The sequence below is a fragment of the Pseudomonas sp. W2Oct36 genome (assembly GCF_041060465.1).
Taxonomy (GTDB): domain Bacteria; phylum Pseudomonadota; class Gammaproteobacteria; order Pseudomonadales; family Pseudomonadaceae; genus Aquipseudomonas; species Aquipseudomonas graminis_B.
In genome coordinates, this window is the sequence record NZ_JAUERW010000002.1 from 553,972 (window position 1) to 579,880 (window position 25,909).

16 protein-coding genes are annotated in these 25,909 nt (G+C 61.2%); 5 read left to right on the forward strand and 11 right to left on the reverse strand.

Annotated elements, in window-relative coordinates; genetic code table 11:
* Positions 1–945: 945 nt before the first annotated feature.
* Positions 946–4,899 carry a trifunctional transcriptional regulator/proline dehydrogenase/L-glutamate gamma-semialdehyde dehydrogenase gene (gene putA, locus QWI18_RS05225; protein WP_369318344.1) on the reverse strand — a complete coding sequence of 1,318 codons (3,954 nt, stop codon included), beginning with the start codon at positions 4,897–4,899 and terminating at the stop codon, positions 946–948.
* Between the two features lie 431 nt (positions 4,900–5,330).
* On the opposite strand from putA, the gene putP reads away from it, so the two are divergent.
* Positions 5,331–6,815 carry a sodium/proline symporter PutP gene (gene putP, locus QWI18_RS05230; RefSeq protein WP_065986581.1) on the forward strand — a complete coding sequence of 495 codons (1,485 nt, stop codon included), beginning with the start codon at positions 5,331–5,333 and terminating at the stop codon, positions 6,813–6,815.
* Between the two features lie 62 nt (positions 6,816–6,877).
* On the opposite strand, the gene QWI18_RS05235 is transcribed toward putP, so the two are convergent.
* Positions 6,878–7,543 (reverse strand): polysaccharide lyase family 7 protein, encoded by a 666-nt coding sequence (locus QWI18_RS05235; RefSeq protein ID WP_065986578.1) that lies wholly within the window; start codon positions 7,541–7,543, stop codon positions 6,878–6,880.
* 316 nt (positions 7,544–7,859) lie between these two features.
* Here QWI18_RS05235 and QWI18_RS05240 point away from each other — a divergent pair, with 316 nt between their 5' ends.
* Genes QWI18_RS05240 through QWI18_RS05250 form a run of 3 tightly spaced genes read left to right on the forward strand, consistent with a single transcriptional unit; the run spans position 7,860 to position 10,887 of the window.
* Complete coding sequence (locus tag QWI18_RS05240) at positions 7,860–10,001, forward strand: bifunctional diguanylate cyclase/phosphodiesterase (RefSeq protein ID WP_192130950.1); 2,142 nt, start codon at positions 7,860–7,862, stop codon at positions 9,999–10,001.
* Positions 10,002–10,040: 39 nt separating this feature from the next.
* The gene (locus QWI18_RS05245) at positions 10,041–10,559 is read left to right on the forward strand and encodes a YgjP-like metallopeptidase domain-containing protein (RefSeq protein WP_065986574.1); all 519 of its coding nucleotides are present in this window, start codon (positions 10,041–10,043) and stop codon (positions 10,557–10,559) included.
* 31 nt (positions 10,560–10,590) lie between these two features.
* Complete coding sequence (locus QWI18_RS05250; RefSeq protein ID WP_192130952.1) at positions 10,591–10,887, forward strand: helix-turn-helix domain-containing protein; 297 nt, start codon at positions 10,591–10,593, stop codon at positions 10,885–10,887.
* 135 nt (positions 10,888–11,022) lie between these two features.
* On the opposite strand, the gene QWI18_RS05255 is transcribed toward QWI18_RS05250, so the two are convergent.
* Positions 11,023–11,481 carry a GNAT family N-acetyltransferase gene (locus tag QWI18_RS05255; protein WP_192130954.1) on the reverse strand — a complete coding sequence of 153 codons (459 nt, stop codon included), beginning with the start codon at positions 11,479–11,481 and terminating at the stop codon, positions 11,023–11,025.
* Positions 11,482–11,687: 206 nt separating this feature from the next.
* Between QWI18_RS05255 and QWI18_RS05260 the strand changes: the two genes are divergently transcribed.
* Complete coding sequence (locus tag QWI18_RS05260; RefSeq protein ID WP_369318345.1) at positions 11,688–12,425, forward strand: substrate-binding periplasmic protein; 738 nt, start codon at positions 11,688–11,690, stop codon at positions 12,423–12,425.
* Here the strand turns inward: QWI18_RS05260 and yccS are convergent.
* The 8 genes from yccS to betB all read right to left on the reverse strand — a co-directional run bounded on the left by yccS (position 12,406) and on the right by betB (position 25,845).
* Positions 12,406–14,613 carry a YccS family putative transporter gene (yccS, locus tag QWI18_RS05265; protein ID WP_065986569.1) on the reverse strand — a complete coding sequence of 736 codons (2,208 nt, stop codon included), beginning with the start codon at positions 14,611–14,613 and terminating at the stop codon, positions 12,406–12,408. The two genes, QWI18_RS05260 and yccS, sit on opposite strands and share 20 nt — an antisense overlap.
* A gap of 321 nt (positions 14,614–14,934) precedes the next feature.
* Complete coding sequence (locus QWI18_RS05270; protein ID WP_369318346.1) at positions 14,935–16,113, reverse strand: NAD(P)/FAD-dependent oxidoreductase; 1,179 nt, start codon at positions 16,111–16,113, stop codon at positions 14,935–14,937.
* Between the two features lie 181 nt (positions 16,114–16,294).
* On the reverse strand, positions 16,295–17,674 hold the full coding sequence (gene dbpA / locus QWI18_RS05275) for an ATP-dependent RNA helicase DbpA (protein ID WP_296311166.1): 1,380 nt from the start codon (positions 17,672–17,674) through the stop codon (positions 16,295–16,297).
* Between the two features lie 86 nt (positions 17,675–17,760).
* Positions 17,761–19,203: a multidrug transporter subunit MdtD gene (gene mdtD, locus QWI18_RS05280; RefSeq protein ID WP_369318347.1), complete on the reverse strand. Its 1,443-nt coding sequence runs from the start codon at positions 19,201–19,203 to the stop codon at positions 17,761–17,763.
* A 196-nt stretch (positions 19,204–19,399) separates the two neighbouring features.
* Positions 19,400–20,725, reverse strand: coding sequence for a TldD/PmbA family protein (locus QWI18_RS05285; protein ID WP_369318362.1), 1,326 nt, complete (start codon positions 20,723–20,725; stop codon positions 19,400–19,402).
* Positions 20,725–22,167, reverse strand: a complete 1,443-nt coding sequence (locus QWI18_RS05290; protein WP_369318348.1) for a TldD/PmbA family protein — start codon at positions 22,165–22,167, stop codon at positions 20,725–20,727. The genes QWI18_RS05285 and QWI18_RS05290 overlap by 1 nt, the downstream gene beginning before the upstream one ends.
* Before the next feature lie 365 nt (positions 22,168–22,532).
* Positions 22,533–24,230, reverse strand: a complete 1,698-nt coding sequence (betA, locus tag QWI18_RS05295) for a choline dehydrogenase (RefSeq protein WP_369318349.1) — start codon at positions 24,228–24,230, stop codon at positions 22,533–22,535.
* Between the two features lie 142 nt (positions 24,231–24,372).
* Positions 24,373–25,845 (reverse strand): betaine-aldehyde dehydrogenase, encoded by a 1,473-nt coding sequence (betB, locus tag QWI18_RS05300; RefSeq protein ID WP_369318350.1) that lies wholly within the window; start codon positions 25,843–25,845, stop codon positions 24,373–24,375.
* Positions 25,846–25,909 lie beyond the last annotated feature (64 nt).

Genomic DNA, 25,909 nt, shown 5'->3' on the forward strand with positions numbered 1-25,909 from the left:
ACCTTTCTCGGGAATGCCGTCGAGTCTAAGAGGGGTTATATGAAGTGAATAGCAAGATTGATTTGGGTGATGCTCGGGCAGAACGGTGAGTTAGGGGCAGTTCAACGTGGGACCGGCTCTAGCCCGGAAGATCTCCTTACCTACGCATGGCAAGGTTGTGAATGGGCGGAGCCCATTCAAAGGCCAAAGCCGGTCCTGCCGACCCCCCTGAAATAATCAGATCCAGGTTTTCCTAAAATCTGCTCAATAGACCACGTCTGAAATACATTGTGTGTCGAGAGACATTTCATGGTCTGGTCCTGCTCGAAGCATAACTTATTAGATTAATTGGCGATTAACCTTATAGCCAAGCATCTTATAGTGGCAGTCAATACTTTGTTTTTCATAAGTTTCAGCGATTTTGAAAATGGCTGGGTGTTTTTTTATATGTGCGAAAGAAATGCTGTCGGCTAAGCTAAATCAAGTACCAGTTTTTTGTCTGGTGCGGCAGAATTTTTATGATTCTTACAGGAGTATTAATTATGAGTGACGCAAGGAATGATCAAGTTCGAGCCGATCTAGCCCCCCCGAAGTTGGATTTTACTGACCCTTCCGGCGCCGCCATGGTGTTGGATTCCATCGAGTTGCTACCGTCTGAAGGTATCCGATTCCAGGCGCAGGGGCCCAAAGCCAATGCGAGTTCCGAGATTTTGACGCCGCCTCTGTCTTTCCCTCTTAAATGGACCATACCGAATCATGTGATAACGCAGAATGCAGGGCTTTTAGTCCAGCTTAGCTACTGGATAGGTGACCCTCTGTCTGGGCAGGGTTATGAGTCTCCGGGAGTGGGTATTGTTTTGGTGACTTTTCCGGTCTGAAAATGTTGCTCTGCGCGTGCATGGGTGACTGTCAAGGTGTAAATAAAAAAGAGTGCCTAGGCACTCTTTTTTATTGCCAATCAAACGATCAACCAATCGTCATTAAACTCGCGTTACCGCCCGCTGCTGCGGTATTCACGCTCAGCGCACGCTCGATCACCAGGCGCTCCAATGCAATGTTGGTTTCGCCTTTGGACAAGCCGTGAACGCCGACAATAGCGCCGCTGCGTTGAGCGACCTGTTCGCAGATGGCGCGCAACTGATCGGAATCACCGTGGTGCAATACCGCGTCAATGGCGACCTCGTCCTTGTGCCAGTCGGCGACCAGCTTGATGCGCGACTGAACGTCCTTCGGCAGACGGTTGCGCAGCGACTTGGCCGGCTCAACGTCCGGCACGATCGCCGTGCTGCCCACCGCCATCACGGCGGCCAGTTGCGCCAGCAGATCCGTCTCATCCTCGGCCAGGCACAACACGTGTTCACGGGGCAGGATGCTGTAACTATTGCGCTCGCCGGTGGGGCCCATGAGCGTGCGGGTCACGCCGCTTTGGGATTGCTCGGCGAACTGGCTGCACAGCGCTTCCAGGCCGCTGAGTTGCTGAGTGCCTGCCCAGGCGTTGAGCGCATTCAGCGGCTTGAGCATCGCCTCTTGCATGCGGGTGTCCGGCGCCTGCTGTGCATCGCGGGCGGCGAAGGATTTCTGCACGGCGTCGGCGGGGCGCGTCGACAGCAAACGGTACAGATACAGCGGTCCACCGGCTTTCGGACCGGTCCCCGACAGACCTTCGCCACCGAACGGCTGCACACCCACCACGGCGCCAACGATGTTGCGGTTGACGTACATGTTGCCGGCGTTGACGTTGTCGATCACCTTGGCGATGGTCTCGTCGATGCGCGTGTGCACGCCCAATGTCAGGCCGTACCCGGAGGCGTTGATCTGCGCGATCAGTTGATCCAGCTCACGGCGCTTGTAGCGCACGACGTGCAGTACCGGGCCAAAGATTTCCCGTTGCAACTCGTCGAAGCTGTCCAGCTCGATCAGCGTTGGCATCACGTAGGTGCCGCGCTTGATCTCGTCGCTGTCGGCAATGGCGACCTGATACACAGTGCGGCCTTTGTCGCGCATGGCCTGAATATGTTTCTCGATACCGGCCTTGGCTTCTTGATCGATCACCGGACCGATGTCCACCGACAGGCGTTCCGGGTTGCCGAGGCGGCTCTCAGCCATCGCACCTTTGAGCATCTCGATGACACGATCGGCGGAGTCTTCCTGCAGGCACAGCACGCGCAGCGCTGAGCAGCGTTGACCGGCGCTGTCGAACGCCGAGGACACCACGTCGATGACCACTTGCTCAGTCAGCGCCGAGGAATCGACGATCATCGCGTTCTGGCCACCGGTTTCAGCGATCAGCGGAATCGGCCGGCCCTGGGCATCGAGACGGCCGGCGACGTTGCGCTGCAGCAAGCGGGCAACTTCGGTAGAGCCGGTGAACATGACGCCCTTGACGCGATCATCGCCGACCAGTCGCGCGCCAACGGTTTCACCCCGGCCTGGCAGCAGTTGCACCACGCCTTCGGGAATACCGGCTTCGAGCAGAATGCGGACGGCCTGCGCGGCAATCAGCGGTGTCTGTTCAGCGGGTTTGGCGAGTACCGGATTGCCCGCCGCCAGGGCTGCGGCGACCTGACCGCTGAAAATCGCCAGCGGGAAGTTCCACGGGCTGATGCACACCACAGGCCCCAACGGGCGGTGAGCGTCGTTGCTGAAATCATTGCGCGCCTGCACCGCGTAGTAGCGCAGGAAATCCACGGCTTCGCGCACTTCGGCGATAGCGTTGGCGAAGGTCTTGCCGGCTTCGCGAGCCAGCAGGCCCATCAACGGCTGAATCTCGGCTTCCATCAGGTCGGCGGCGCGCTCAAGGATGGCGGCACGTTCGGCAGGCGGCGTCGCTTGCCAGATCGGGCCGGCGCTGAGGGCGCTGAGCAGGGCGTTATCGACGTCTTCCAGACTCGCTTCCTGCACGTGGCCAACCACGTCACGCAGATCGGACGGGTTCAGGACTGGCGCTTCAGTGCCGGCGCTGACCGGGCTGCCCAGCATAGGGCCGGCCTTCCAGTCGTTGTGCGCCGTGGCGAGCAGGGCCGAAGACAGCGACGCCAGACGGTGTTCGTTGGCCATGTCGATGCCGGCCGAGTTGGCGCGTTCGCTGCCGTACAGGTCGCGCGGCAACGGAATGCGCGGGTGCGGCAGGCCGAAACCACCTTCCTGAGTCGCCATACGCTCGATGCTGGACACTGGGTCGGCCACCAGTTCCTGTATCGATATGGACTGGTCGGCGATGCGGTTGACGAAGGAAGTGTTGGCGCCGTTTTCCAGCAGTCGACGCACCAGATACGCCAACAGCGTTTCGTGGGTGCCGACCGGTGCATACACCCGGCACGGCCGGTTCAGCTTGCCGTCGGCGACTTTGCCTACGACCTGCTCATACAAGGGCTCGCCCATGCCGTGCAGGCACTGGAACTCGTACTGACCGGGGTAATAGTTCTGACCGGCAATGTGGTAAATCGCCGACAACGTGTGGGCATTGTGGGTCGCGAACTGCGGGTAGATGACTTCCGGCACCGACAGCAGTTTGCGCGCGCAGGCGATGTAGGAAACGTCGGTGTAAACCTTGCGCGTGTAGACCGGGTAGCCTTCCAGGCCCTCGACCTGAGCGCGCTTGATTTCGCTGTCCCAGTACGCGCCTTTCACCAAACGGATCATCAGGCGATGACGGCTGCGGCGTGCCAGGTCGATGACGTAATCGATCACGTAAGGGCAGCGCTTCTGATAGGCCTGAATGACAAAACCGATGCCGTTCCAGCCGGTCAGTTGCGGTTCGAAGCACAGGCGCTCAAGCAGATCCAGCGACAGCTCCAGGCGGTCGGCTTCTTCGGCATCAATGTTCAGGCCGATGTCGTATTGCTTGGCCAGCAAGGTCAGCGAAAGCAGGCGCGGGTACAACTCGTCCATCACGCGCTCGTATTGCGCCCGGCTGTAACGCGGGTGCAGGGCGGACAATTTGATGGAGATGCCCGGCCCTTCATAGATGCCACGGCCGTGGGAAGCTTTGCCGATCGAGTGGATGGCCTGCTCGTAGGACGCCAGGTATTTCTGCGCGTCGTGCTCGGTCAGCGCTGCTTCGCCGAGCATGTCGTAGGAATAACGGAAACCTTTCGCCTCGAACTTGCTGGCGTTGGCCAGGGCTTCGGCGATGGTTTCGCCGGTGACGAACTGCTCGCCCATCAGGCGCATGGCCATGTCCACGCCCTTGCGAATCATCGGTTCGCCGGACTTGCCGATGATGCGGCTGAGCGAGGAGGTCAGGCCGGCCTCGTTGTGGGTGCTGACCAGTTTGCCGGTCAGCAGCAGGCCCCACGTGGCGGCGTTGACGAACAGCGACGGACTGTTGCCCAGATGCGGGTGCCAGTTGCCGGTGCTGATCTTGTCGCGGATCAACGCGTCGCGGGTGCCTTTGTCGGGGATGCGCAACAAGGCTTCAGCCAGACACATCAGTGCCACGCCCTCCTGGGATGACAGCGAGAATTCCTGCAGCAGGCCCTGGACGATGCCGGCGCGCCCGCCGGCGCTCTTCTGGTTACGCAGCTTTTCGGCAATCGACGCGGCGAGCTTGTGCGTTGCATCGGCCATCGGCGCAGGGAGGCGCGCCTGCTCGATGAGCATCGGCACCACTTCAGGCTCGGGGCGGCGGTAGGCCGAGGTGATCGCAGCGCGCAACACCGACTGGGGAAGAATGCTTTCGGCGAATTCAAGAAATGCCTGATGGCCATTTTCGGCGGGCAGGTCACCCTGATCGTCGGCGTCTTTGCCACCTTGTCCACTGAGTTCATTCAGCGTCGCACCGCCCTCGAGCTTCTCCAGATAATTGAAGATCGCCTGCTTGATCAGCCAGTGGGGCGTCCGGTCGATGGACTGCGCCGCCGCTTTCAATCGCTCACGGGTGGGGTCGTCGAGTTTGACACCGAGGGTGGTGGTGGCCATTTCTTATCCTCATGACAGCCACGGTCATGTGGCTTAGCTGCGGCAAGATTAGCTGTGCGACTGCAAGGGTGCAACCGGGTGCAACCGCTTTTTTCAAAGTGTTTCACGGGTGCCCCGTATTGAGCCGAACCGCCCTGATTCAGCTCCGTTGAGGTGCCCCGCAGGGCAGGGCTCTATTTGGCGGCTCCCCGTAAACACGGCATATGTGGCACTTTGATCTAATTTGTAAAAAAGCTCAGTGAAGTCTTTTTTCGGGTTGCACCTGCTCCGGGATGTCCTCTAGGATGCGCCGCTTTGGTGCATTCAAGCGGTGTGCAGCGGCGAACTTTTTGCCAGCCCGCAACATACGCGAGCAGCCTTGCTGCGAACCTGATGCCTCAGGAGAACGTCGCTCTGCTCGCGCCTATAAAAACAACGCCGGAACCTAACCGATGAGTGTCAGCAACCCTACCTTGATCACCTTCGTGATCTACATCGCCGCGATGGTCCTCATAGGACTCATGGCCTACCGCTCCACCAATAATCTCTCGGACTACATTCTCGGCGGGCGCAGCCTCGGCAGTGTGGTCACGGCGCTTTCAGCCGGTGCATCTGACATGAGCGGCTGGCTGCTCATGGGCTTGCCGGGCGCGATCTACATGTCCGGTCTGTCGGAAAGCTGGATCGCCATCGGGCTCATCATCGGGGCCTACCTGAACTGGCTGTTCGTCGCCGGTCGCCTGCGGGTACAGACCGAGCACAACGGCGATGCGCTGACCCTCCCGGATTACTTCTCCAGCCGCTTTGAAGACAACAGCGGCCTGCTGCGGGTGATTTCCGCCATCGTGATTCTGGTGTTCTTCACGATCTACTGCGCCTCCGGCATCGTCGCTGGCGCGCGGCTGTTCGAAAGCACGTTCGGGATGTCCTACGAAACCGCCTTGTGGGCCGGCGCTGCGGCGACGATCGCCTACACCTTCATCGGCGGCTTCCTGGCCGTCAGCTGGACAGACACCGTGCAAGCCACCCTGATGATCTTCGCGCTGATCCTTACGCCGATCATCGTGCTGCTGGCGACCGGTGGCGTCGACACCACGTTCATGGCCATCGAAGCGCAGGACCCGAGCAACTTCGACATGCTCAAGAACACCACTTTCATCGGCGTCATTTCGCTGATGGGCTGGGGCCTGGGCTACTTCGGTCAGCCGCACATCCTGGCGCGTTTCATGGCCGCTGACTCGGTCAGGTCGATTGCCAAGGCCCGCCGTATTTCCATGACCTGGATGATCCTCTGTCTGGGTGGCACCGTTGCCGTGGGTTTCTTCGGCATCGCGTACTTTTCGGCGCATCCGGAGGTGGCAGGGCCCGTGACTGAAAACCACGAGCGCGTCTTCATCGAGCTGGCCAAGATCCTGTTCAATCCGTGGATCGCCGGTGTGCTGCTGTCGGCGATTCTTGCGGCGGTCATGAGCACGCTGAGCTGTCAGTTGCTGGTCTGTTCAAGTGCGCTGACCGAAGACTTCTACAAAGCCTTTCTGCGCAAAAGCGCGTCCCAGACAGAGCTGGTGTGGGTAGGCCGGGCCATGGTGCTGCTGGTTGCGCTGATCGCGATCGCCTTGGCCGCAAATCCTGAAAACCGCGTGCTGGGTCTGGTCAGCTACGCCTGGGCAGGGTTCGGCGCGGCATTCGGGCCAGTGGTGCTGATCTCGGTGATCTGGAAAGGCATGACCCGCAACGGCGCGCTGGCGGGGATTCTCGTCGGCGCGATTACCGTCGTGGTGTGGAAGCACTTCGAGCTGCTGGGCCTGTACGAAATCATCCCCGGCTTCATCTTCGCCAGCATCGCGATCGTGCTGTTCAGCGTCGTCGGTAAAGGCCCGACGCCGGGCATGCTGACGCGCTTTGAAGCAGCAGAAAAAGAGTACAAGGCGGCGTAAAGGCCGCCTGCTCAAAGCCCGCGCGACGTCAACGCTCGGGCTCTTGAGCGACCGCACCCGATTTAGTTGTGGTCGGCGTCCAGGTTGAAGAACATGGTCTTGCCGCCTTCGCTGGTATAGCCAGTGTGATCCTGGGTATAGACCCCGGCCTTGAAGTAAAGCTGCTGTTTACTCCAGGTGGCGCTGATCCGGTCGTTCCAGCCCATCCCGTGGGCGGTCACGCTGAGCAACCCGGCTTTATTCAGGTGGATCACGTAATTGAACGTCTCGTTCAGGCTGACGTTTTCCGCCACCGTGATTACGCGCGCTTTTTTGTCGTCGGGGTGATAGCGGACCTTGGCGACGATGTTGCCCATGTGCGTCGCTTCCAGGTACTGATATTCGACCTTCAGCAGGGGCTGCGTGCTTTCGTAGACGTGGATCTGACCGATGACCACCCTGCCGGAGGACGGCACCTGAAGGACCTTGAGCTTGGCATTCAGGTAATTGTCGGCGTCCTGGTAGTACCAGTTGTGCAGCGTGCCGTTGGACCAGGTCTCGCGCAATTCGGTACGTGGGTAGATCGCATTGGCGGTCTTGCTTCCGGTGACCGGTGCCCAGAATGTGATGTTCGATGAGCCGGACTTGAAGTACTTGCCGTCGTAACCTTGAAGCAGTTGCTGTGTCTCGATAGTGGCGGGGGGCGAGCCCACTGGAATGCTCAGATTCCACGTTCCCAAATCAATCATGTCTAGTCGTCCGATATGTCTCATTGCCAGCAAAGTTGCGGGCGAAAGGGGGTTGGGGGCAGCTTTTTATACGGTTCCACGGCGCGTTTGTTAACGTGAATCTGTCGGATGGTTGACGTCAAAGTGCCGCTATTTGAGCCGCAGCGCAGAGTCCTCCTGACATTCAGCGCCGTTACCGTTAGTCGGTTGGATGGCACTTTTTGGATGGCGCTACTATGGCCGCCTTCTTTTTTCCCCAATCGAAGCTAGAGTAATGGCCTATCAGGCCCTCAGCGGGGACGTTCCCCGGGCAGTAAAGTGAATGATGAGTAGCAGCATGGAATGCGTGCAGTCCCTGCCACTAAGTGGCAAATCAGTATTGTTGGTTGTTGATGATTACCCGGAAAATCTGGTGACCATGTGCGCAGTCCTGCAGCGACAGGACCGGGAAATCATCACCGCTGCCTCAGGCATGGAAGCGTTGGGTATTTTGCTGGACCGAGATGTCGATCTGGTGCTGCTTGATGTGCAAATGCCGGACATGGATGGTTTCGAAGTCGCCCGCCTTATGCGTGGCAGTCTGCGAACGCGGTTGACGCCGATCATCTTTCTCACTGCCAACGAACAATCCCGCGACTCGGTGCACAAGGGCTACGCCAGCGGCGCAGTCGATTACCTGTTCAAGCCCTTCGATCCCAATATTCTCAGGCCCAAGGTTCAGGCGCTTCTTGAGCAGCAGCACAATCGGCGTGCCCTGCAGAAGCTGAGCCGCGAGCTTGAATCGGCGCGGGCATTCAACGCCTCGGTGCTGGCGAACGTGGCCGAAGGCATTCTTGTGGTGTCCGAAGACGGCGTTGTCAGTTTCGCCAATCCGGCGATCTGCCGCTTGCTGGGCATGACTGACGGCGAGCTGCGCGGCACCGCGTTGCGCGCCTATTTGCACGAGCCCAGCGTCGGGGAATGGGTCGACTCCGGCTTTTATCATCACTATCGCCGTGCCGACACCTACCGCGTCCACGACGCCGTGTTGCGAACACCCGAGGGGCGTCAGGTCCCGGTTTCGTTGTCCTGCGCGCCGCTGCCCGCCGAGCAGCGTGCCATGGTGCTCAGCGTGCTCGACATGTCAGTGGTGCGTGACCTCTACAGTCAGCTCGAGCACCAGGCCGTGACGGATTCGCTCACCGGTCTGCTGAACCGCCGTGGTTTCTATCAGACGGTCGAAGGGATGCTGCTGCGCAATGAGCATGCCGGCAAATACCTGGTTGTGCTGTACCTGGACCTCGACGGCTTCAAGGATGTGAACGACTCTCTGGGCCATGACGCCGGCGATCAGGTGTTGCAGTGGGTCGGCGCGCAGTTGAAAGACTGCCTGCGTCCTTACGACGTGCTTGCGCGGATGGGCGGCGACGAGTTCGTGGTGGTCATCGACGGGCTGGATTTCCCCGAACACGCTGCCAAGGTCGCCGAAAAGCTGATCGAGCGTGTGTCCGCGCGGCGTTTGGTGGACGGGGTCGAAGCCACGCTGGGAGCCAGTATCGGCATCGCGGTCTACCCGGACTGCGGCGCCAATCTGGATGGCCTGCTGCGTGCGGCGGACATTGCCATGTACGAAGCCAAGCGGGCAGGGCGTCAGCAATATCGTTTTTTCGATCAGTACATGAACGGTCGCGCGCGCTCGCGTCTGATGCTCGAAGAGAGCGTGCGCACGGCAATCGACGGCAAAGACTTTTCCATGGTCTACCAGCCGCAGGTCAATGTCGTCACCGGCAAGACCCGGGGCTTCGAGGCGCTGCTGCGCTGGCACCATCCGGACGCGGGCGACGTGCCGTCAGGCGTGTTCATCCCGCTGCTGGAAGAGACGCGGCTGATCAACAAGCTCGGCAGCTGGATTTTCGAGCAGGGTGCGGCGCAGCGCCAACGCTGGAGCGACGTATTCCCGGACGATCTGATCATGAGCGTCAGCGTGAGCCCGGCGCAATTCAGCCTGCCCAATCTTGCGGCCGAGCTGCAACGTGCGATGCAGATACATGGCCTGAAACCCCGGCAGCTGGAAATCGAGCTCACCGAGCCCTCGCTGGTCCATAACCTGGTGCACAGCCGCAAGCAGCTGCAGAACCTGCATGACATCGGCGTGCGCGTGTCGCTGGATGATTTCGGTGCAGGCGACAGCTCCCTTGCCCACCTGCGTAACCTCGATCTGGACACCCTGAAGCTCGATCGGCACTTCATTGGCGGCATGCTGGGATCGCCCCGAGACCTGGCCGTCGCGCGCAGCATCATTGACCTGTGTCGCATGCTCGATATCGAGGTGATTGCCGAGGGCGTCGAAACCTACGAGCAGTATGAGTGGCTGGTCGACAACGGCTGCCAGATCATTCAGGGCTTTCTCATCGCTCACCCGATGCCGCCCCTGGAGGCAGAGCGTTTCGTCGAGCCGGTCGACCTGCCGATCGCGTTACAGCTGCTCGGCCAGGACTGACGCGGTAGACTCGCGCTTTTCCTGCGACCCGGTTCGACCATGACTGTCACCACGCCCATGCCGCTCAAATACCTGCAGGCCTATCCCGAAGGCCTGCAGGATCAGGTTCGGCAACTGATCGCGCAGAACCGGCTGACGGATTATCTGCAGCAGCGTTACCCGGATCGTCACGAAATCCAGAGCGACAAGGCGCTGTATGCCTACGCCCTGTCGCTCAAACAGGAATACCTGCGCAACGCGCCAAACATCGACAAAGTGCTGTTCGACAACCGCCTCGACCTGACCCACCGAGCGCTGGGCCTGCATACCACGGTGTCGCGGGTGCAGGGCGGCAAGCTCAAGTCCAAAAAGGAAATCCGGGTGGCGGCGTTGTTCAAGGAGGCGGCGCCGCAATTTCTGAAGATGATCGTGGTCCACGAACTGGCGCATTTCAAAGAGTCGGACCACAACAAGGCGTTTTATCAATTGTGCGAACACATGCAGCCGGGCTATCACCAGTTGGAATTCGACCTGCGCATCTACCTGACCTGGCGAGACATGCAGACGGCCGTGCGCTGATCAACCGCTAACGCTTTTCAAGGAAGTTTTGATGGAAGTCAGCAAGACCAAGAGCAGTTTTTATCGCCGCCTGTATGTGGCGTATCTGATCGACAGCGGCATCGCCAGCAGCGTCCCGGCCCTGACCGACGTCACCGGCATGCCCCGTCGCACCGCCCAGGACACCATTGCGGCGCTGGCTGATCTGGATATTGTCTGCGAGTTCGAGCAACTTGATGGCGCCCGCAATCACGCCGGCGGTTACCGGGTTCGTGACTGGGGCGCGATTGACCGTCGCTGGATCGAAGGGAATCTGCAGACCATCAAGACGGTGCTGGGGTATCCGTGACGTCGTGTCAGGGGCGTTGATTCAAGAGCTTCCCGGCTAAAGCCGGTCCTACAACGGTCCTACAACTGGTCCTACAAGTCGTCCGAGTCCGGATGGATCCGGCCCGGCAAGAGCCATCGGGGTTCAGATGCCGGATCAGTCCAGATCGCGACGCATGCTGATGTGAGGAATGCCGTCCTCGACGTAGACCTCGCCCACCGGATTGAAACCGTAGCGGCTGTAGTAGCCCTGCAAATGCGCCTGGGCCGAGAGGAATATCGGCTGGTCCGGCCATTGGAGCTCAGCGTGCTTCAGCGCCTGAACCATCAGCTCATGGCCCATTCCCTTGTTGCGCATCGATGGTGCAGTTACCACCCGGCCGATGGTCACGTCACCGTTCTGCTGAATCGGGTCCAGCAGGCGCAGGTAAGCGACCAGCTGATCATCCTGCCAAGCCATCAGATGGCAGGTATCGCCCAGCAAATCCTGACCGTCGACGTCCAGATACCAGCATTTCTGCTCCACCACGAACACTTGCGCCCTCAGTTGCAGGATGGCGTACAGCTGCTCTTTTCCAAGGTCGGTATGGTGTTTGCAAATCCAGTTGATAGACATGACGCCGGCCTGCGAGAAGAAGTGGATGCCGGATACTAAACGCATATCGGCGCAAGCCCAAATTCGGGGCAAACCGGGCGAGACGGAGGGTGCGGTTAACGGTGTGTCATTTTGTTGAACTGCTGCACAAACATCACAGTGTTACCAGTTGTGCAAAGCTCAAAATGAGTCTTCACTGAAGGCCAGTTGCCACAAGGAAGCTGAGCATGATGCGTTTGCTGTGCGCCGCAGGGCTGTTGGGAATGATGCTGATAGCCCAAGGCGCGGTCGCGCAGACATTGCGTCTCGCCGGCGATGCGTGGGCGCCCTATGCCGACGTGTCATTGCTGCACGACGGGCTTTCCACTGACCTGATTCGCACGGCGCTGGGTCGCGCCGGTTACGACACCGAATACGAACAAGTCCCGTGGGCGCGGGCGATTCATGGGCTGAGCGAAGGGCGGTATGACATCGTCATCAACGCCTGGTACAGCGAAGACCGCACGCGCATTGGCGTGTTCTCCGCGCCTTACCTGATCAACCGCCTGCGTTTTCTGAAACGCAAAGACGCCTCCATTGAATTTCAGACCCTGTCCCAGCTGCACGGCTATTCGATTGCAGTGGTGCGCGGCTACGCCTATTCGCCGGAATTCGACGCCGATGCCAACCTGGAAAAGGTGCCGGTGGCGAGTTTCTCGATCGCCGTCAGGATGCTCGCTGCGGGCAGGGTCGACTTGACGGTGGAAGACGAGTACGCGGCGCGGTTTGCCCTCAAACGCGAGCCTGCAGACGTGCAGGCCGACGTCGATTTCCTGCCCAAATCACTCAGCGAAAACAGTCTGCATGTGCTGGTGAGCCTCAAGCGGGCGGATCACCAGCAGATCGTTATGGATTTCGACAAGGCGATCGCCGACATGAAAGCGGACGGCACGTACGACAAGCTCATCAAGCTGCACGGTCTGTGATGTCGGGTTCTTTGACCGGCTCTTTGATCAAGTGCGCCGCCAGCGTGCGCAGTGGGCCTAGCTGACGGCAGATCAGCGCCAGTTGGGTTTGCACCAGCCGTTGGCCTTCATCGATTTCTTCCGGCATCTGTTCCAGGCTCGTCGCCAGCGCTTCTTCGGCATCGCTTTGCACGGCAACCGGCTCACGCATCGCCAGGCTTTGGGCGATCTCATCGATGCTCGCGGCAAGGCTTGCTGCGGCGCCCTCGATCAGTTGCTCGCGCACTTCAGGCGGCAGCGGTGCGTCGCGGTGCGCGCCCAGCCCCGACAGGTAACTGAGCAGGGTGTGTGACAGCACCAGAAAGCGAAAACCGACGTCGGCCTCTTTGCGGAAATGCCCCGGCTCCATGAGCATGTTGGCCAGTGTGGTGGACAGCGCCGCGTCGGCGTTATGGGCGTTGCGGCGGGCCAGTCGATAGGCCAAATCGTCACTCTTGCCGTTCGCGTATTGCTGCATGATCTGGCGCAGGTAAATGCTGTTGCACGACAGCGTGTTGGCCAGCACCTTGTTGAGCCGGCGACCTTGCCAGTCCGGCAGGAACAGGAACACCGCCAGGCCGGCGATCAGGCTGCCCAGCAGCGTGTCCAGCAGGCGCGGCAGGAACACGCCGTAACCGTCGCCGACCTGATTGAAGCAGAACAGAATCATCACCGTGATCGCCGCCGTCGACAGCGTGTAGCGCGTGGTCCGGTTGACGAAGAACACCACGCCGGCCAGCACCGCGCACATCGATTGCAGAACTGGCGTGGTGATCAGGTCAAACAGAATCCAGCCCGCCGTCAGGCCAATGGCCGTGCCGATGATGCGCTGCCCGAGTTTGCGTCGCGTGGCGCCGTAGCTTGGCTGGCAGACGAACACCGTGGTGAGGATGATCCAGTACCCCTGGGACGGGTGAATCAGGTGAACCATGATGTAGCCGATGACCAGCGCCAACGGCAGGCGCAGGGCGTGACGGAACAGCAGCGAGGTCGGCGTCAGTTGCAGGCGCAGGCGCGTCCAGACGTCTTTGAGGTTGCGCGGCGAACGGTCCAGCAGGCTGCTGTCAGTAGCGTCGGCCAGGGCGTCGGGATTGCTCGCATCGCTGAGCAGCCGGTCGAGGGTGCCAAGGTTATTGGCCAGCGCCCGCAACGAACGCAGCAGCCCGCGCCACGCCGGATTGCTCTGAATCCGAAGGTGTTCGAGGGAGGCGCGCAGATCATTCAGCGCGTGGGCGAAGCTGTCGTCATAGATGAACGGCTGGCGCAGCTGGATCGACGCCGACAGGTCACGGCAGGCGCGGCCTTGCTGGCGCAGCAGGCGCTGGCAGCGAAACAATACGTCGCTATGAAAAAACGCTTCGGCCAGGGAGTTGTAGGGATAGTGCGACGAACTGGCCCGTTCGTGGATGTCCTGGGCCAGAAAGTACAGCTTCAGGTAGCGACTGACCTTCGAGCCCGGGCGACCGCTGCCGACGCGGTTAAGGATGATTTCCTTGGTCACGTTGAGCGCGCCGACGACCTTGCCGTTCTGCTTCGCAAGCTCAAGGCGCTTGGCTTCAATATCCAGGGTACGAATCGGCTCGAACAGCTCTGATTTGAGCTTCAGGTACAGGCCCAGCTCGCGAAACAGTCGGGCCAGCGCCTGCTGCACCGGCTGATTGGAAAACAGCATCTGCCACAGCACCGACAGCAGGCCGTACCACGCGGCGCCTGCCACCAGCAGCATGGGTTCGTGCCAGAAATCGGTGACTTCCCCGCCGCGCTGATCGACGCCGATCATGGTGTAGACCGAGAGAATCAGCGTCGCGTAGGCAATCGCGCCATAGCGCTCACCCAGCGCGCCGAGCATCGTCAGGCAGAACGCCGCGAAGGCAAACGCGCAGATGAACACCACGGGGTAGGGGAACAGCAGCTCCACGGACAGCGCCGCGATGCTGAAACACACCAGCGTCACGGCCAGCGCATTGAGGCGGCCTTGCCAGCTGTCATCGGTCTCCGACAGGGCGCTGGCGATAATCCCGAGGAACAGCGGGATCAACTGGGACATCTCGTTCTGGTACCAGCACAGCGCCATGCTGCCGGTCAGCGCGATGAAAACCCGCACGCTGTAGGAAAACTTGTCCAGCGCCCAGAGACGGCGGAATGTATTGCGCAACGATGTCGATGCCATGAACGCTGACGGCCTTGTTCGCGATTGATTTTGCTGAGGGATATGTACAGCGCCGGATGCGCGCTGTACATCCGGTTGGCAAAATTTATTCCGGCAGCGGATGCCAATGCTCCAAAACGCACCTTAACCCTGACTGTAACTCTGTCATGTGCGACGCGCACTTGTAGGAGCCATCGGAGGTAACGACGGTCGCGAAGGCGGATGGTCAGGCACTGAATGTGTATCGCCTGGCTCGGCCTCGTCGCGACCGTCGTAAACTCCGATTGCTCCTACAAAGATCGCGTGCGTCTGTGCCGGTGTGAGCTTGCCTGCAATGAATGCTCAGACGTACTGCGCCGCCGCATACGCTGACGCCCAGGCCCACTGGAAGTTGAAACCGCCCAGATGCCCACTGACATCCAGCACCTCGCCGACGAAGTAGAGGCCCGGCGATTTAAGGGATTCCATGGTCTTCGACGACACTTCACGGGTGTCGATGCCGCCCAGTGTCACTTCCGCCGTGCGATACCCTTCGGTGCCCGCCGGTACCACCTGCCAGCTCGCCAGTTTGGTGGCGATGTCGGCCAGTTCGGCGTGGGTGTACTGCTTCATCGGCTTGGACACGAACCACTGCTCTGCAATCAGGTTGGCCATTTTCTTGGTGAAAATCTCGCCGAGCAGCGTTTTCAGTTCACTGTTCGGGCGTTCGGCCTGTTGCTCGGTCAGCCAGCTGGGGGCGTCGTGGTCGGGCATCAGGTTGATTTCCACCGTGTCGCCCGGCTGCCAGAAAGACGAGATCTGCAGAATCGCCGGCCCACTCAGACCGCGGTGGGTGAACAGGATGTTTTCGCGAAAGCTGACGTCGTTACAGCTCACCAGGCAGTCGACCGACGTGCCGGTCAGCTCGGTGCACAGCTCTTTCAACTGATCGGTGATGGTGAACGGCACCAGGCCCGCCCGGGTAGGCAACAGCGTATGGCCGAATTGCTTGCCGACCTGATAACCGAAACCGGTCGCCCCCAGCGTTGGAATCGACAGGCCGCCCGTGGCAATCACCAGCGACTCGCAACGGAGTTCGCCCAGAGTGGTTTTCAGCAGATAACCGCTGTCGGCTTTCTCGATACTCTGCACCGAGGTGTCCATGTGCAGGCTCACGCCAGCGGTGTCGCATTCGGCGAGCAGCAGATTGAGGATGTCGCTGGACTTGTTGTCGCAGAACAGCTGGCCGAGTTTCTTCTCGTGGTACGGCACGCCGTGCTTGCCCACCAGTTCGATGAAATCCCACTGGGTATAGCGGGCCAGCGCCGATTTGCAGAAATGCGGGTTCTGCGAGAGGAAGTTGGCGGGCTCGGTGTACAGGTTGGTGAAGTTGCAGCGCCCGCCGCCCGACATGAGGATTTTCTTGCCTGGCTTGTTGGCGTGATCGATCAACATGACCTTGCGCCCGCGCCGGGCGGCCGTGAATGCACACATCAAACCTGCGGCGCCGGCGCCGATGATCACAACGTCAGTAACGGGCAAAGCGGTGTCCTCTAACAGCTATTGATCTATGTAAGTTGCGCTGACGCCTTCGCGAGCAAGCTCGCTCCCACAGGGAGTCATGATGTCGCTCACTTGTAGGTGAACTCCACCCCCGCTGGTTCGCGGGGCTCCGTGGGAGCGAGCTTGCTCGCGAATGGGCGTGATGCGGTATTGCGGGTGTTTACAAGATCCGAACGCGCAAGGATTTGCCCTTGATCTTGCCGTTGTTCAAACGCTCCAGTGCCTGCTTGGCCATGCTGCGTTCCACGGCGACGTAGGCCTGGAAATCAAAGATCGCGATCTTGCCCACCTGAGTGCCTGGAATGCCGGCCTCGCCGGTCAGCGCGCCAAGAATGTCGCCAGGGCGCAGTTTGTCTTTGCGGCCCGAGCCGATGCACAGCGTCGTCATCGGTGGCAGCAGCTTGCCGCCTTCCTTGCGCTCCAGTTGGTCGTACTGCTGCCAGTTGAGCGGCGCTTTCTGCAGCTCTTCAACGGCGCGGGCGCGCTGGCTTTCGCCGGGAGCAACGAGGCTGACGGCGATGCCGGTCTCACCCGCACGACCGGTACGGCCGACGCGGTGAATGTGGATTTCCGAATCCCGCGCCAGCTCGACGTTGAGCACCATGTCCAGACCATCGATGTCCAGACCGCGCGCGGCGACGTCAGTGGCCACCAGCACCGAGGTGCTGCGGTTGGCGAACATCGCCAGCACCTGATCGCGATCACGCTGTTCCAGATCGCCATGCAGACCGACAGCGGACATGCCTTTGGCGGTCAGGTGATCGACCACTTCCTGAACCTGCTGCTTGGTGAAGCAGAACGCCACGCAGGACTGCGGACGGAAATGATCGAGCACACGGACCACCGCTTCGAGGCGTTGCTCGGGGGAGATTTCGTAGAAGATCTGTTCGATCTGGCTGTCGGCGTGGAGCGCTTCGACCTTGACGGTCTGCGGGTCACGCATGAATTTCGAGGACAGCTGCTTGATGCCGACCGGATAGGTGGCCGAGAACAGCAGAGTCTGGCGACGCTTGGGCGTCTGCTCGATGATGTCGGCGATGGCGTCGTAGAAACCCATGTCGAGCATGCGGTCGGCTTCGTCCAGCACCAGCGTGTTCAGGCCGTCCAGTACCAGGGAACCCTTGCGCAGATGCTGCTGAATGCGACCCGGCGTGCCGACGATGATGTGCGCGCCGTGCTCCAGCGAGCCGATTTGCGGGCCGAACGACACGCCGCCGCAGAGGGTGAGGACTTTGATGTTGTCTTCGGAACGCGCCAGACGACGGATTTCCTTAGCCACCTGGTCGGCCAGCTCGCGGGTTGGGCAGAGCACCAACGCCTGGCAGCCGAAGTAGCGCGGATTGATCGGATTGAGCAGGCCGATGCCGAATGCAGCGGTCTTGCCGGAGCCCGTCTTGGCCTGCGCAATCAGGTCCATCCCCTTGACGATCACCGGCAGGCTCTGCGCCTGAATCGGCGTCATCTCGGCATAACCAAGGGACTCCAGGTTAGCCAGCATGGCGGCGGAAAGGGGCAGTGAGTTAAAAGCGGTGTTAGTCACGGGACGGGCCTGCAAAACAAAATGTCGCGCAGTGTATCAGGTCGCGGCCCCCGCCTTGGGGGCGCGCGCGATAAATGGTGAGTCAATCACGCCTCGATCTCGGGCTCCGGTTGCGGTTTGCGCGCCGGTGCTTCGGGGGCCATGCGGGGCGACAGCTGCAGGAAGATCGACGCTGCGAGCATCGCCAGCACGCCGACGCACAGGAAGGTCAGCTGAAACGCACCGAGGACATCGCTGACGTCGCCCGCGGCCACGTCGTCGCTGAACCCACCGAGCAACGCCGCCGCACAGGCGACGCCGAGACTCAGGGACAACTGCGCAACTACTGACAGCAGACTGTTGCCGCTGGCGGCACTGGCGTCATCGAGATCGATCAGCGTCACCGCGTTCATCGCCGAGAACTGCAGCGAGTTCACCCCGCCCAGAAACGCCAGATGAATCAGCAGCAGCCAGTACGGCGTGTCGGCAGTGACCAGCGCCATGCTCGCCAGCAGAATACCCAGCAGCAGCGTGTTACCGGTGAGCACGATGCGATAGCCCAGCCGTTCAATGGCTTTGGTTGCCAGCGGCTTGGCGAACATCGCCGCGAGGGCCAGGGGAATCATGCTCATACCGGCGTGAGAAGGCGAGTAACCCAGGGCGACTTGCAGCATCAGCGGCAGCAGGAACGGCAGGGCGCCGCTGCCCAGTCGGGCAAACAGATTGCCCATGATGCCCACCGCAAAACTGCGGGTTTTGAACAGCCGAGCAGAGAACAATGGCGCTTCCACGTGACTGGCGCGCAACCAGTACGCCGCCAGACACGCCATGCCGCCAAACAGCAGCATCACCACACGCAAGTGCGGGAGGTTCAGTTCGCCAAGCCCTTCCATGGCAATCGTGATCAGCACCATCGAGGCGCCAAACAGCCCAAACCCCGCCAGATCGAAGCGCGTGCGTCCGCCGCCCTGAAGATCGGGGATGAACTTGCGCACGGCGAAGCAGCCGAGAATCCCCACCGGCAGGTTGATCAGGAAGATCCAGTGCCAGCTCAGGTATTCCACCAGCCAGCCGCCGACTGTTGGGCCCATCAGCGGGCCAAGCAGGGCGGGCATGGTGATGAAGCTCAAGGTGCGCACCAGCTCGGTTCGGGGATAGGCGCGCAGCACGATGAGCCGGCCGACCGGCATCATCAACGCACCGCCAAGGCCCTGAATCACCCGTGCGCCCACCAGCATGCCGAGGGAGTTGGACACCGCGCACAGCAACGAGCCGAAGCTGAACAGCAGGATGGCGCTGAAGAAGATGCGCTTGATGCCGAAACGGTCGGAAATCCAGCCCGACGCTGGAATCAGCAGGGCGATGGTCAGCATGTAAGCGATGATCACCGACTGCATGCGCAGCGGGTTTTCCGCCAGCGAGCCGGCCATGGAAGGCAGCGCTGTGTTGAGGATCGTGCCGTCCAGGCTTTGCATGAAAAAGGCGATGGCAATGACCCATGGCATCCAGCGCAGGGTGCGGGCGTCCAGCTGCGGTGTTGAGGTCGGCATGTGGATCGAGGGTCCTTGTGGTTGCTCGTGCTTGATCGATTGTTGCTATCGCGGGCTGCCTGTCGCGCGGCAGGTCCCGCTTGTGGTCGCATTCCGTAGGAGCCGGCTTGCTGGCGAATGCATTAAATCAGACACCCTTGAGGTGACTGACCACCGCTTTCGCCAGCAAGCCGGCTCCCACAGGTAGACGTCGGCGTTACAGCGTCAGCGTCAACCCACTCAGCAGCGCGCCCGGCAGCAGATTCGAGGCGGTCTGGCGCTGACTGTAGGTGCTCGTCGACAGCAGGAGTTCCCTGTCTGTGGTCAGTTGTTCCAGTGCCGTCCCCAGCAGGCTGAAGAGACTGTCGTCGAAGCGCATGGTGTTGACCGGCGCCTTGATCTGCCCGTCTTCCACCCAGAACGTGGCGAAGCGCGTCATTCCGGTGATGCGCCCGGCGGTGCGATCCGAGAAATTCAGGTACCACAGGTTGCTGATGTACAGGCCCGTGCCCAATGCTTTCAACACCTCATCCAGCGCCAGCGAACCGCCGTCCATACTCAGCGCGCTCGGCGACTCGCCCCAGCCCGCGCCGTTGGCCACAAGGCCGTATTCGGCGGCGCTGCGCGAGTCGATCATGCGATCCCGGGCCACGCCTTCGGCCACCAGCGACAGGTCCATGCGCGGATAACCCTCGCCGGAAAACGCAGGGGACAACGAGCCGCTGACCTGCTCGTTCAGGCTCACCAACGGGCTCAACGTGGATTGGCCGTCGTACAGCCGCTGCAAGGGGCTGGTCTTGTCGGCCAGCGACTGCGCAGAGAATCCACCCCAGCACAGCATGCCCATCACTTCTTCCAGCGCGGCAGGCGCCAGATAGGCGCGGTATTGCCCGGGCGCGAGGACGTGGGCCGGGCGTCCAAGAAACGTCAATTGCTCACGGGCCAGGGCGAAGCGCCGTGCAAAGCCGTCGTCGGTCCAGGTGTGGCCGGCGTAGTTGGCTTTCACCGCCTGGCCGTTCTCGTGGAACAGGCTCCAGTCGACATTGAAGCTGTTGGCCTGATGCCAGCCCAGCGCACCGCTGGAACTGGCGAAGCCGCGGTAGATCGGCCCGGCCGCGTAGATGCCGACCAGATCCAGCCCCTCGCCCAGTTGCGCGATCTGCTCGACGACATGGGCGCTGTCCGGCAACGGCGTCTCCTGCACGTTGCTGCTCTGCCACGCCTCGTCGTTCAGTTGCAGATACGGGTCTTCCGGCAACAGCGTCAGGGTTTCCCGCAACTGAAGCAGGGCTTCGCTCAGGCGTTGCTGATCCACCTCGCCATCGCCTGACAGCGTGAGGTTAAGGTTGGCGTGGCGGCCTGCGGCGATCAGCTTGAACGTCACGCTGGCCTGCTGCACGTGACCGGCCTGACGCACTTTGGCGTGGTTGAAGCGGATGAAGTCCGACGCTTCGGCGTCGTAGCTCAAGGTATAGCGCTCGTCCGCGGTGACTGCGCCGTGCAGCCACTCGGCCAGGGCCTTGAATTGCGCTTGATGGGACATCATGCGTCACCTCCGAAAACATCAACGCTCGCGAACACGCAAGCGGGCGAGGCATGCCCCACACGGATCACTTGATTGGGCTCGCCTTTGCCACAGTTGGGTGTGCCAAGGACCTTGAAGGTGCTGGCGTCGCCGACCGCGCTGAGGTCGCGCCAGAACTGGGCGGAGATCGCGCGGTAGTTCGGGTTCTTCACCACGCCCTTGAGTTCGCCGTTCTCGATCAACTGACCCCACTCGCAGCCGAACTGGAATTTGTTGCGCGCATCGTCGATCGACCACGAGCGATTGGTGCTCATCAAAATGCCGTGCTCGGTGTCGCCAATGAGCTGCGCCATCGACTTGTCGCCCGGCTCGATGTTGAGGTTGGCCATGCGGTCGATGGGCGCGCGGTTCCAGCTCGACGCGCGGCTGTTGGCGACGCCTTCCATACCGCTGCGGTATTGCGACAGCGCGCCGCCCAGCGGCCTCACCAGTACGCCGTCCTTGATCAGGAATTGCTTGCTCGCCGGCGTGCCATCGTCATCAAAGCCGTAGCTCGCCAGTTGCTCGGGGATCTCCGGGTCGAAGGTCACGTTGAGCAGGCTTGAGCCATATTGCAGGCTGCCGAAGTCACTGGCTTTGACGAAGCTGGTCCCTGCGTAGTTGCGCTCATCGCCGAGGATGCGGTCCAGCTCCAGCGGGTGGCCGATGGATTCGTGGATTTGCAGGGTCATCTGGTCGGGCGTCAGCAGCAGGTCGCGCGGCCCGGTGGGCGTGTTCGGCGCCATGACCAGTTGCAGCGCCTGATCGGCGACGTTGACTGCGGCGCCAATGATCCCGCAGGACGCGATGACTTCCGCGCCACCCTGCTGGCCGAAGTTCTCGCGACCGAGGCTGCGGGTCTGGCTGTCTTGGCCGTCGTAAGCCGTGACGGTCAGGCCAGGGAAGACGAAGCGCTGGGCCTGGCGAATCTCGGCGCCGGCGTTGTTGAGGTAGATCTGCTCGACGTTCTCAAGCCCCAGGCTCACCTGCCAGTTGACCAAGCGTTCGTCCCTGGGCACCGACGCGGATTCGGCATTGAGCAGGGCGTAGCAATCACTGAGCGATGGAAACGCGTTCTGCAGGTGGGGCGAGAGGTAATCGGCACGGGCGGTGGCGACACCGTGGTCGTGCAGGTCGAGGAGGGAATGCGGGGCCAGTTGCCGCGCTTGAATTTCCGCCTGTTCCAGCGCCGATTGAAGCCCGCGCTGGGAAATGTCGTTGGTGGCCGCATAGGCTTCGACGCCATTGACGCGCACGGTGAGCATCGCGCCTTCGTCGATGCTCAATTGCGGCGGCTCGGCAACGTTCTTGCGCACCGACAAATGCTGGCTGGTCTGTTTGACGTAACGCAGGGAGAAAAACGGGGCGCTGCTCTGCAGAGCGGCGAACCGCTGCTTGAGCTGAGCGGAGAAGTCGAACATGCAGGAAGGCTCCTTGGCGATTCGGACAGGCAACGGCCCGAATCATAGCGCGGATGATCACTGCAGCGGGGGAGGGATGGATGACACGCACACGGCGCGTGCCCATTGTGGGACCGCCTTCAGCCGAGAAAGCGCCATGTGTCACACCGCAAAGATCGAGGGTGTAGCCACTGGCCTCTTCCCGGCTGAAGCCGGTCCCACTGACACAGCGCACGACCATTGTGGGACCGGCTTTAGCCGGGAATGCGCCATGTGTCACACCGCAAAATCGAGGGTGTATCCACCGGCCTCTTCCCGGCTGAAGCCGGTCCCACTGACACACTGCGCGCCGTTAGTGGGACTGACATATGCCCACGTCGCGCCTGTTACTGCGCCAACGGGCCCACTTTACGCATCGGCTTGCCACGCACGGGCGCGTCGCCGGCGACGTAGTAGTCGGCGGTGCTGCGCGGCAGCGGGGCGCGGCCACGGATCTTGTCGGCGATTTTCTCGGCCATCATGATCGTCGGTGCGTTGAGGTTGCCGGTGGTGATCAGCGGCATGATCGACGCATCCACCACGCGCAGCCCTTCCATCCCGTGCACGCGGCCCTCGCCATCGACGACGGCCATTTCATCGGTGCCCATCTTGCACGAGCAGGATGGGTGATACGCAGTCTCGGCATGCTCACGGATAAACGTGTCCAGCTGCTCGTCGCTCTGCACGTCGATGCCCGGGCTGATTTCGCGGCCACGGTATTGGTCCAGCGCTGGCTGCTGCATGATCTCGCGGGTCAGGCGAATGCCGTCGCGGAATTCCTGCCAGTCCTGCTCGGACGCCATGTAGTTGAAAAGAATGCTCGGGTATTCACGCGGGTTCTTCGATTTCAGCTGCACGCGACCACGGCTTGGCGAACGCATCGAGCCGACGTGCGCCTGGAAACCGTGCTCTTGCACGCCCTTGCTGCCGTTGTAGTTAATCGCGACCGGCAGGAAGTGGTACTGAATGTTCGGCCACTCGAATTCCTCGCGCGAACGAATGAAACCGCCCGCTTCGAACTGGTTGCTGGCGCCGATCCCTTTACCGAGGAACATCCACTCGGCACCGATGGCCGGCTGGTTCCACCACAGCAGCGACGGGTACAACGAGACCGGCTCTTTGCACGCGTACTGCAAATACATTTCCAGGTGGTCTTGCAGGTTTTCGCCAACGCCCGGCAGGTCGTGAACGACCGGAATGTCGAGCATCTTCAGCAGCGGCGCAGGGCCGACGCCGGAACGCTGCAGGATCTGCGGCGAAGCAATGGCGCCGCCACACAGCAGGACTTCCTTGCGAGCGCGGGCTTCGATGCGGGTGTCGCTGTCGCCCACCATGTAGGCCACGCCGACGGCGCGCTTGTTGTCGAACAGAATCCGGTCGGTCAGCGCGTGAGTGACGATGGTCAGGGTCGAGCGCTTCTTCGCTTCGTCCAGATAGCCACGGGCGGTGCTGGCGCGACGGCCGAACGGCGTGACGGTGCGGTCCATCGGGCCGAAACCTTCCTGCTGATAACCGTTCAAGTCGTCGGTGCGCGGATAACCGGCTTGCACGCCTGCCTCAACCATCGCCGCGAACAGCGGATTGTTGCCCGCTTTAGGCGTGGTCACGCTGACCGGGCCCTCGCCACCGTGGTAGTCGTTAGGGCCGATGTCGCGGGTTTCAGCCTTGCGGAAGTACGGCAGGCAATCGAGGTAAGACCAGTCTTCAAGGCCTGGGTTTTTCGCCCAGCCGTCGTAGTCCATGGCGTTGCCGCGGATGTAGCACATGCCGTTGATCAGCGACGAGCCACCCAGGCCCTTGCCGCGACCGCATTCCATACGGCGGTTGTTCATGTGCGGCTCTGGCTCGGTCTCGTAGGCCCAGTTGTAGCGACGGCCTTGCAGCGGGAACGCGAGCGCGGCCGGCATCTGCGTGCGGAAATCAGCGCGATAGTCCGGGCCGCCGGCTTCAAGCAACAGCACAGTAACGCCTGCGTCTTCGGTGAGACGCGCTGCCAGGGTGTTACCGGCCGAGCCTGCGCCGATGATGATGTAGTCGTATTCCAAGATGAATCTCCTTGGGAGTTGCAAGCGTCAAGCCTCAAGCTGCAAGAAAAAGCAGCGAGACGGCGCCTGCGAGATTGATGGGTTGAGCGGCAGACCAGGACTGCAGTTGCTTTGTCTTGAGGCTTGCCGCTTAAAACTGCTTCTAGAACACCGATGCGTAATCGCCCAGCTCAACCTGCACAGACTTGATGCGCGTGTACTGCGCCAGCGAGCTGATGCCGTTTTCGCGGCCCACGCCCGACTGCTTGTAACCACCGACCGGCATTTTCGCGTCGGATTCGCCCCAGGCGTTGATCCAGCAGATACCGGCTTCCAGTTGATGGATCACGCGGTGCGCGCGGTTCAGGTCTTTGGTCACGATGCCCGCAGCCAGACCCATTTCGGTGTCGTTGGCGCGGCGGATCACTTCTTCCTCAGTGTCGTAGCTGAGGATGCTCATGACCGGGCCGAAGATTTCCTCTTTAACGATGGTCATCTCATCGGTGCAGTCGGTGAACACGGTCGGCGCAACGAACGCGCCGTTGGCCAGCTCGCCTTCTGTCAGACGGTCGCCGCCAATCAGCAAGCGCGCGCCTTCTTCCTTGCCCTTGGTGATGTAGCCGAGCACGCTTTCCATGTGCGCGAAGCTCACCAGCGGGCCGAAGTTGATGGTCTCGTCCTGCGGGTTGCCGACGCGGATGCGTTTGACGCGCTCAAGGATTTTCGCTTCGAAGGCTGCCTTCAGGGCGCTTGGCACGAACACGCGAGTGCCGTTGGTGCAGACCTGACCGGAGCTGTAGAAGTTGGCCATCATCGCGATGTCAGCGGCGCGATCCAGATCGGCGTCGTCGAAAATGATCAGCGGGGACTTGCCGCCCAGCTCCATTGTCACTTCCTTGAGCGACGAGCTCGACGCGCTGGCCATGACTTTCTTGCCGGTCTGCACGCCGCCGGTGAAGGAGATCTTCTCGATGCGCGGGTGCTCGGTCAGCCAGCTGCCGACGTCGCTGCCGGCGCCCGTCAGCACGTTGAACACGCCGTCCGGCACGCCGGCTTCGGTGTAGATTTCGGCCAGTTTAAGTGTGGTCAGCGAGGTGACTTCGCTTGGCTTGAAGATCATTGCGTTGCCGGCTGCCAGCGCAGGGGCGGACTTCCACAGGGCAATCTGGATCGGGTAGTTCCACGCGCCGATGCCGACGGTGACGCCCAACGGCTCGCGGCGGGTGTAGACGAACGAAGTGTCACGCAGCGGAATCTGCTCGCCTTCGATGGCGGGCACCAGGCCGGCGTAGTACTCCAGCACGTCGGCGCCGGTGACGATGTCGACGTATTGGGTTTCGGAGATCGCTTTGCCGGTGTCCAGGGTTTCCAGTTCGGCCAGCTCATCGTTGCGTTCACGCAGGATGTCGACGGCACGACGCAGGATGCGCGAGCGCTCCATGGCGGTCATGGCGGCCCAGATTTTCTGGCCCTTTTCAGCGCTGACGACAGCGCGTTCGACGTCTTCTTGGGTGGCGCGCTGGACCTGGGCCAGGACTTCGCCATTGGCTGGGTTGATAGCCTCGAAGGTCGCGTTGCTGCTGGCGTCCACGTAGCCGCCGTCAATGTAGAGTTTTTGCAGTTCGAAACGGGCCATAAAATCCTCGCAGTAATCTGGGTGGTGACGACCGAGTGCGCCGTGCGCTGCCTTGGTCGTGATG

Bases quoted from the DNA above. Each gene is read 5' to 3' on its own strand.
- putA (WP_369318344.1), bottom strand. From the start codon at position 4,899: ATGGCCACCACCACCCTCGGTGTCAAACTCGACGACCCCACCCGTGAG.
- putP (WP_065986581.1), top strand. From the start codon at position 5,331: ATGAGTGTCAGCAACCCTACCTTGATCACCTTCGTGATCTACATCGCC.
- QWI18_RS05235 (WP_065986578.1), bottom strand. From the start codon at position 7,543: ATGATTGATTTGGGAACGTGGAATCTGAGCATTCCAGTGGGCTCGCCC.
- QWI18_RS05240 (WP_192130950.1), top strand. From the start codon at position 7,860: ATGGAATGCGTGCAGTCCCTGCCACTAAGTGGCAAATCAGTATTGTTG.
- QWI18_RS05245 (WP_065986574.1), top strand. From the start codon at position 10,041: ATGACTGTCACCACGCCCATGCCGCTCAAATACCTGCAGGCCTATCCC.
- QWI18_RS05250 (WP_192130952.1), top strand. From the start codon at position 10,591: ATGGAAGTCAGCAAGACCAAGAGCAGTTTTTATCGCCGCCTGTATGTG.
- QWI18_RS05255 (WP_192130954.1), bottom strand. From the start codon at position 11,481: ATGTCTATCAACTGGATTTGCAAACACCATACCGACCTTGGAAAAGAG.
- QWI18_RS05260 (WP_369318345.1), top strand. From the start codon at position 11,688: ATGATGCGTTTGCTGTGCGCCGCAGGGCTGTTGGGAATGATGCTGATA.
- yccS (WP_065986569.1), bottom strand. From the start codon at position 14,613: ATGGCATCGACATCGTTGCGCAATACATTCCGCCGTCTCTGGGCGCTG.
- mdtD (WP_369318347.1), bottom strand. From the start codon at position 19,203: ATGCCGACCTCAACACCGCAGCTGGACGCCCGCACCCTGCGCTGGATG.
- QWI18_RS05285 (WP_369318362.1), bottom strand. From the start codon at position 20,725: ATGTCCCATCAAGCGCAATTCAAGGCCCTGGCCGAGTGGCTGCACGGC.
- QWI18_RS05290 (WP_369318348.1), bottom strand. From the start codon at position 22,167: ATGTTCGACTTCTCCGCTCAGCTCAAGCAGCGGTTCGCCGCTCTGCAG.
- betB (WP_369318350.1), bottom strand. From the start codon at position 25,845: ATGGCCCGTTTCGAACTGCAAAAACTCTACATTGACGGCGGCTACGTG.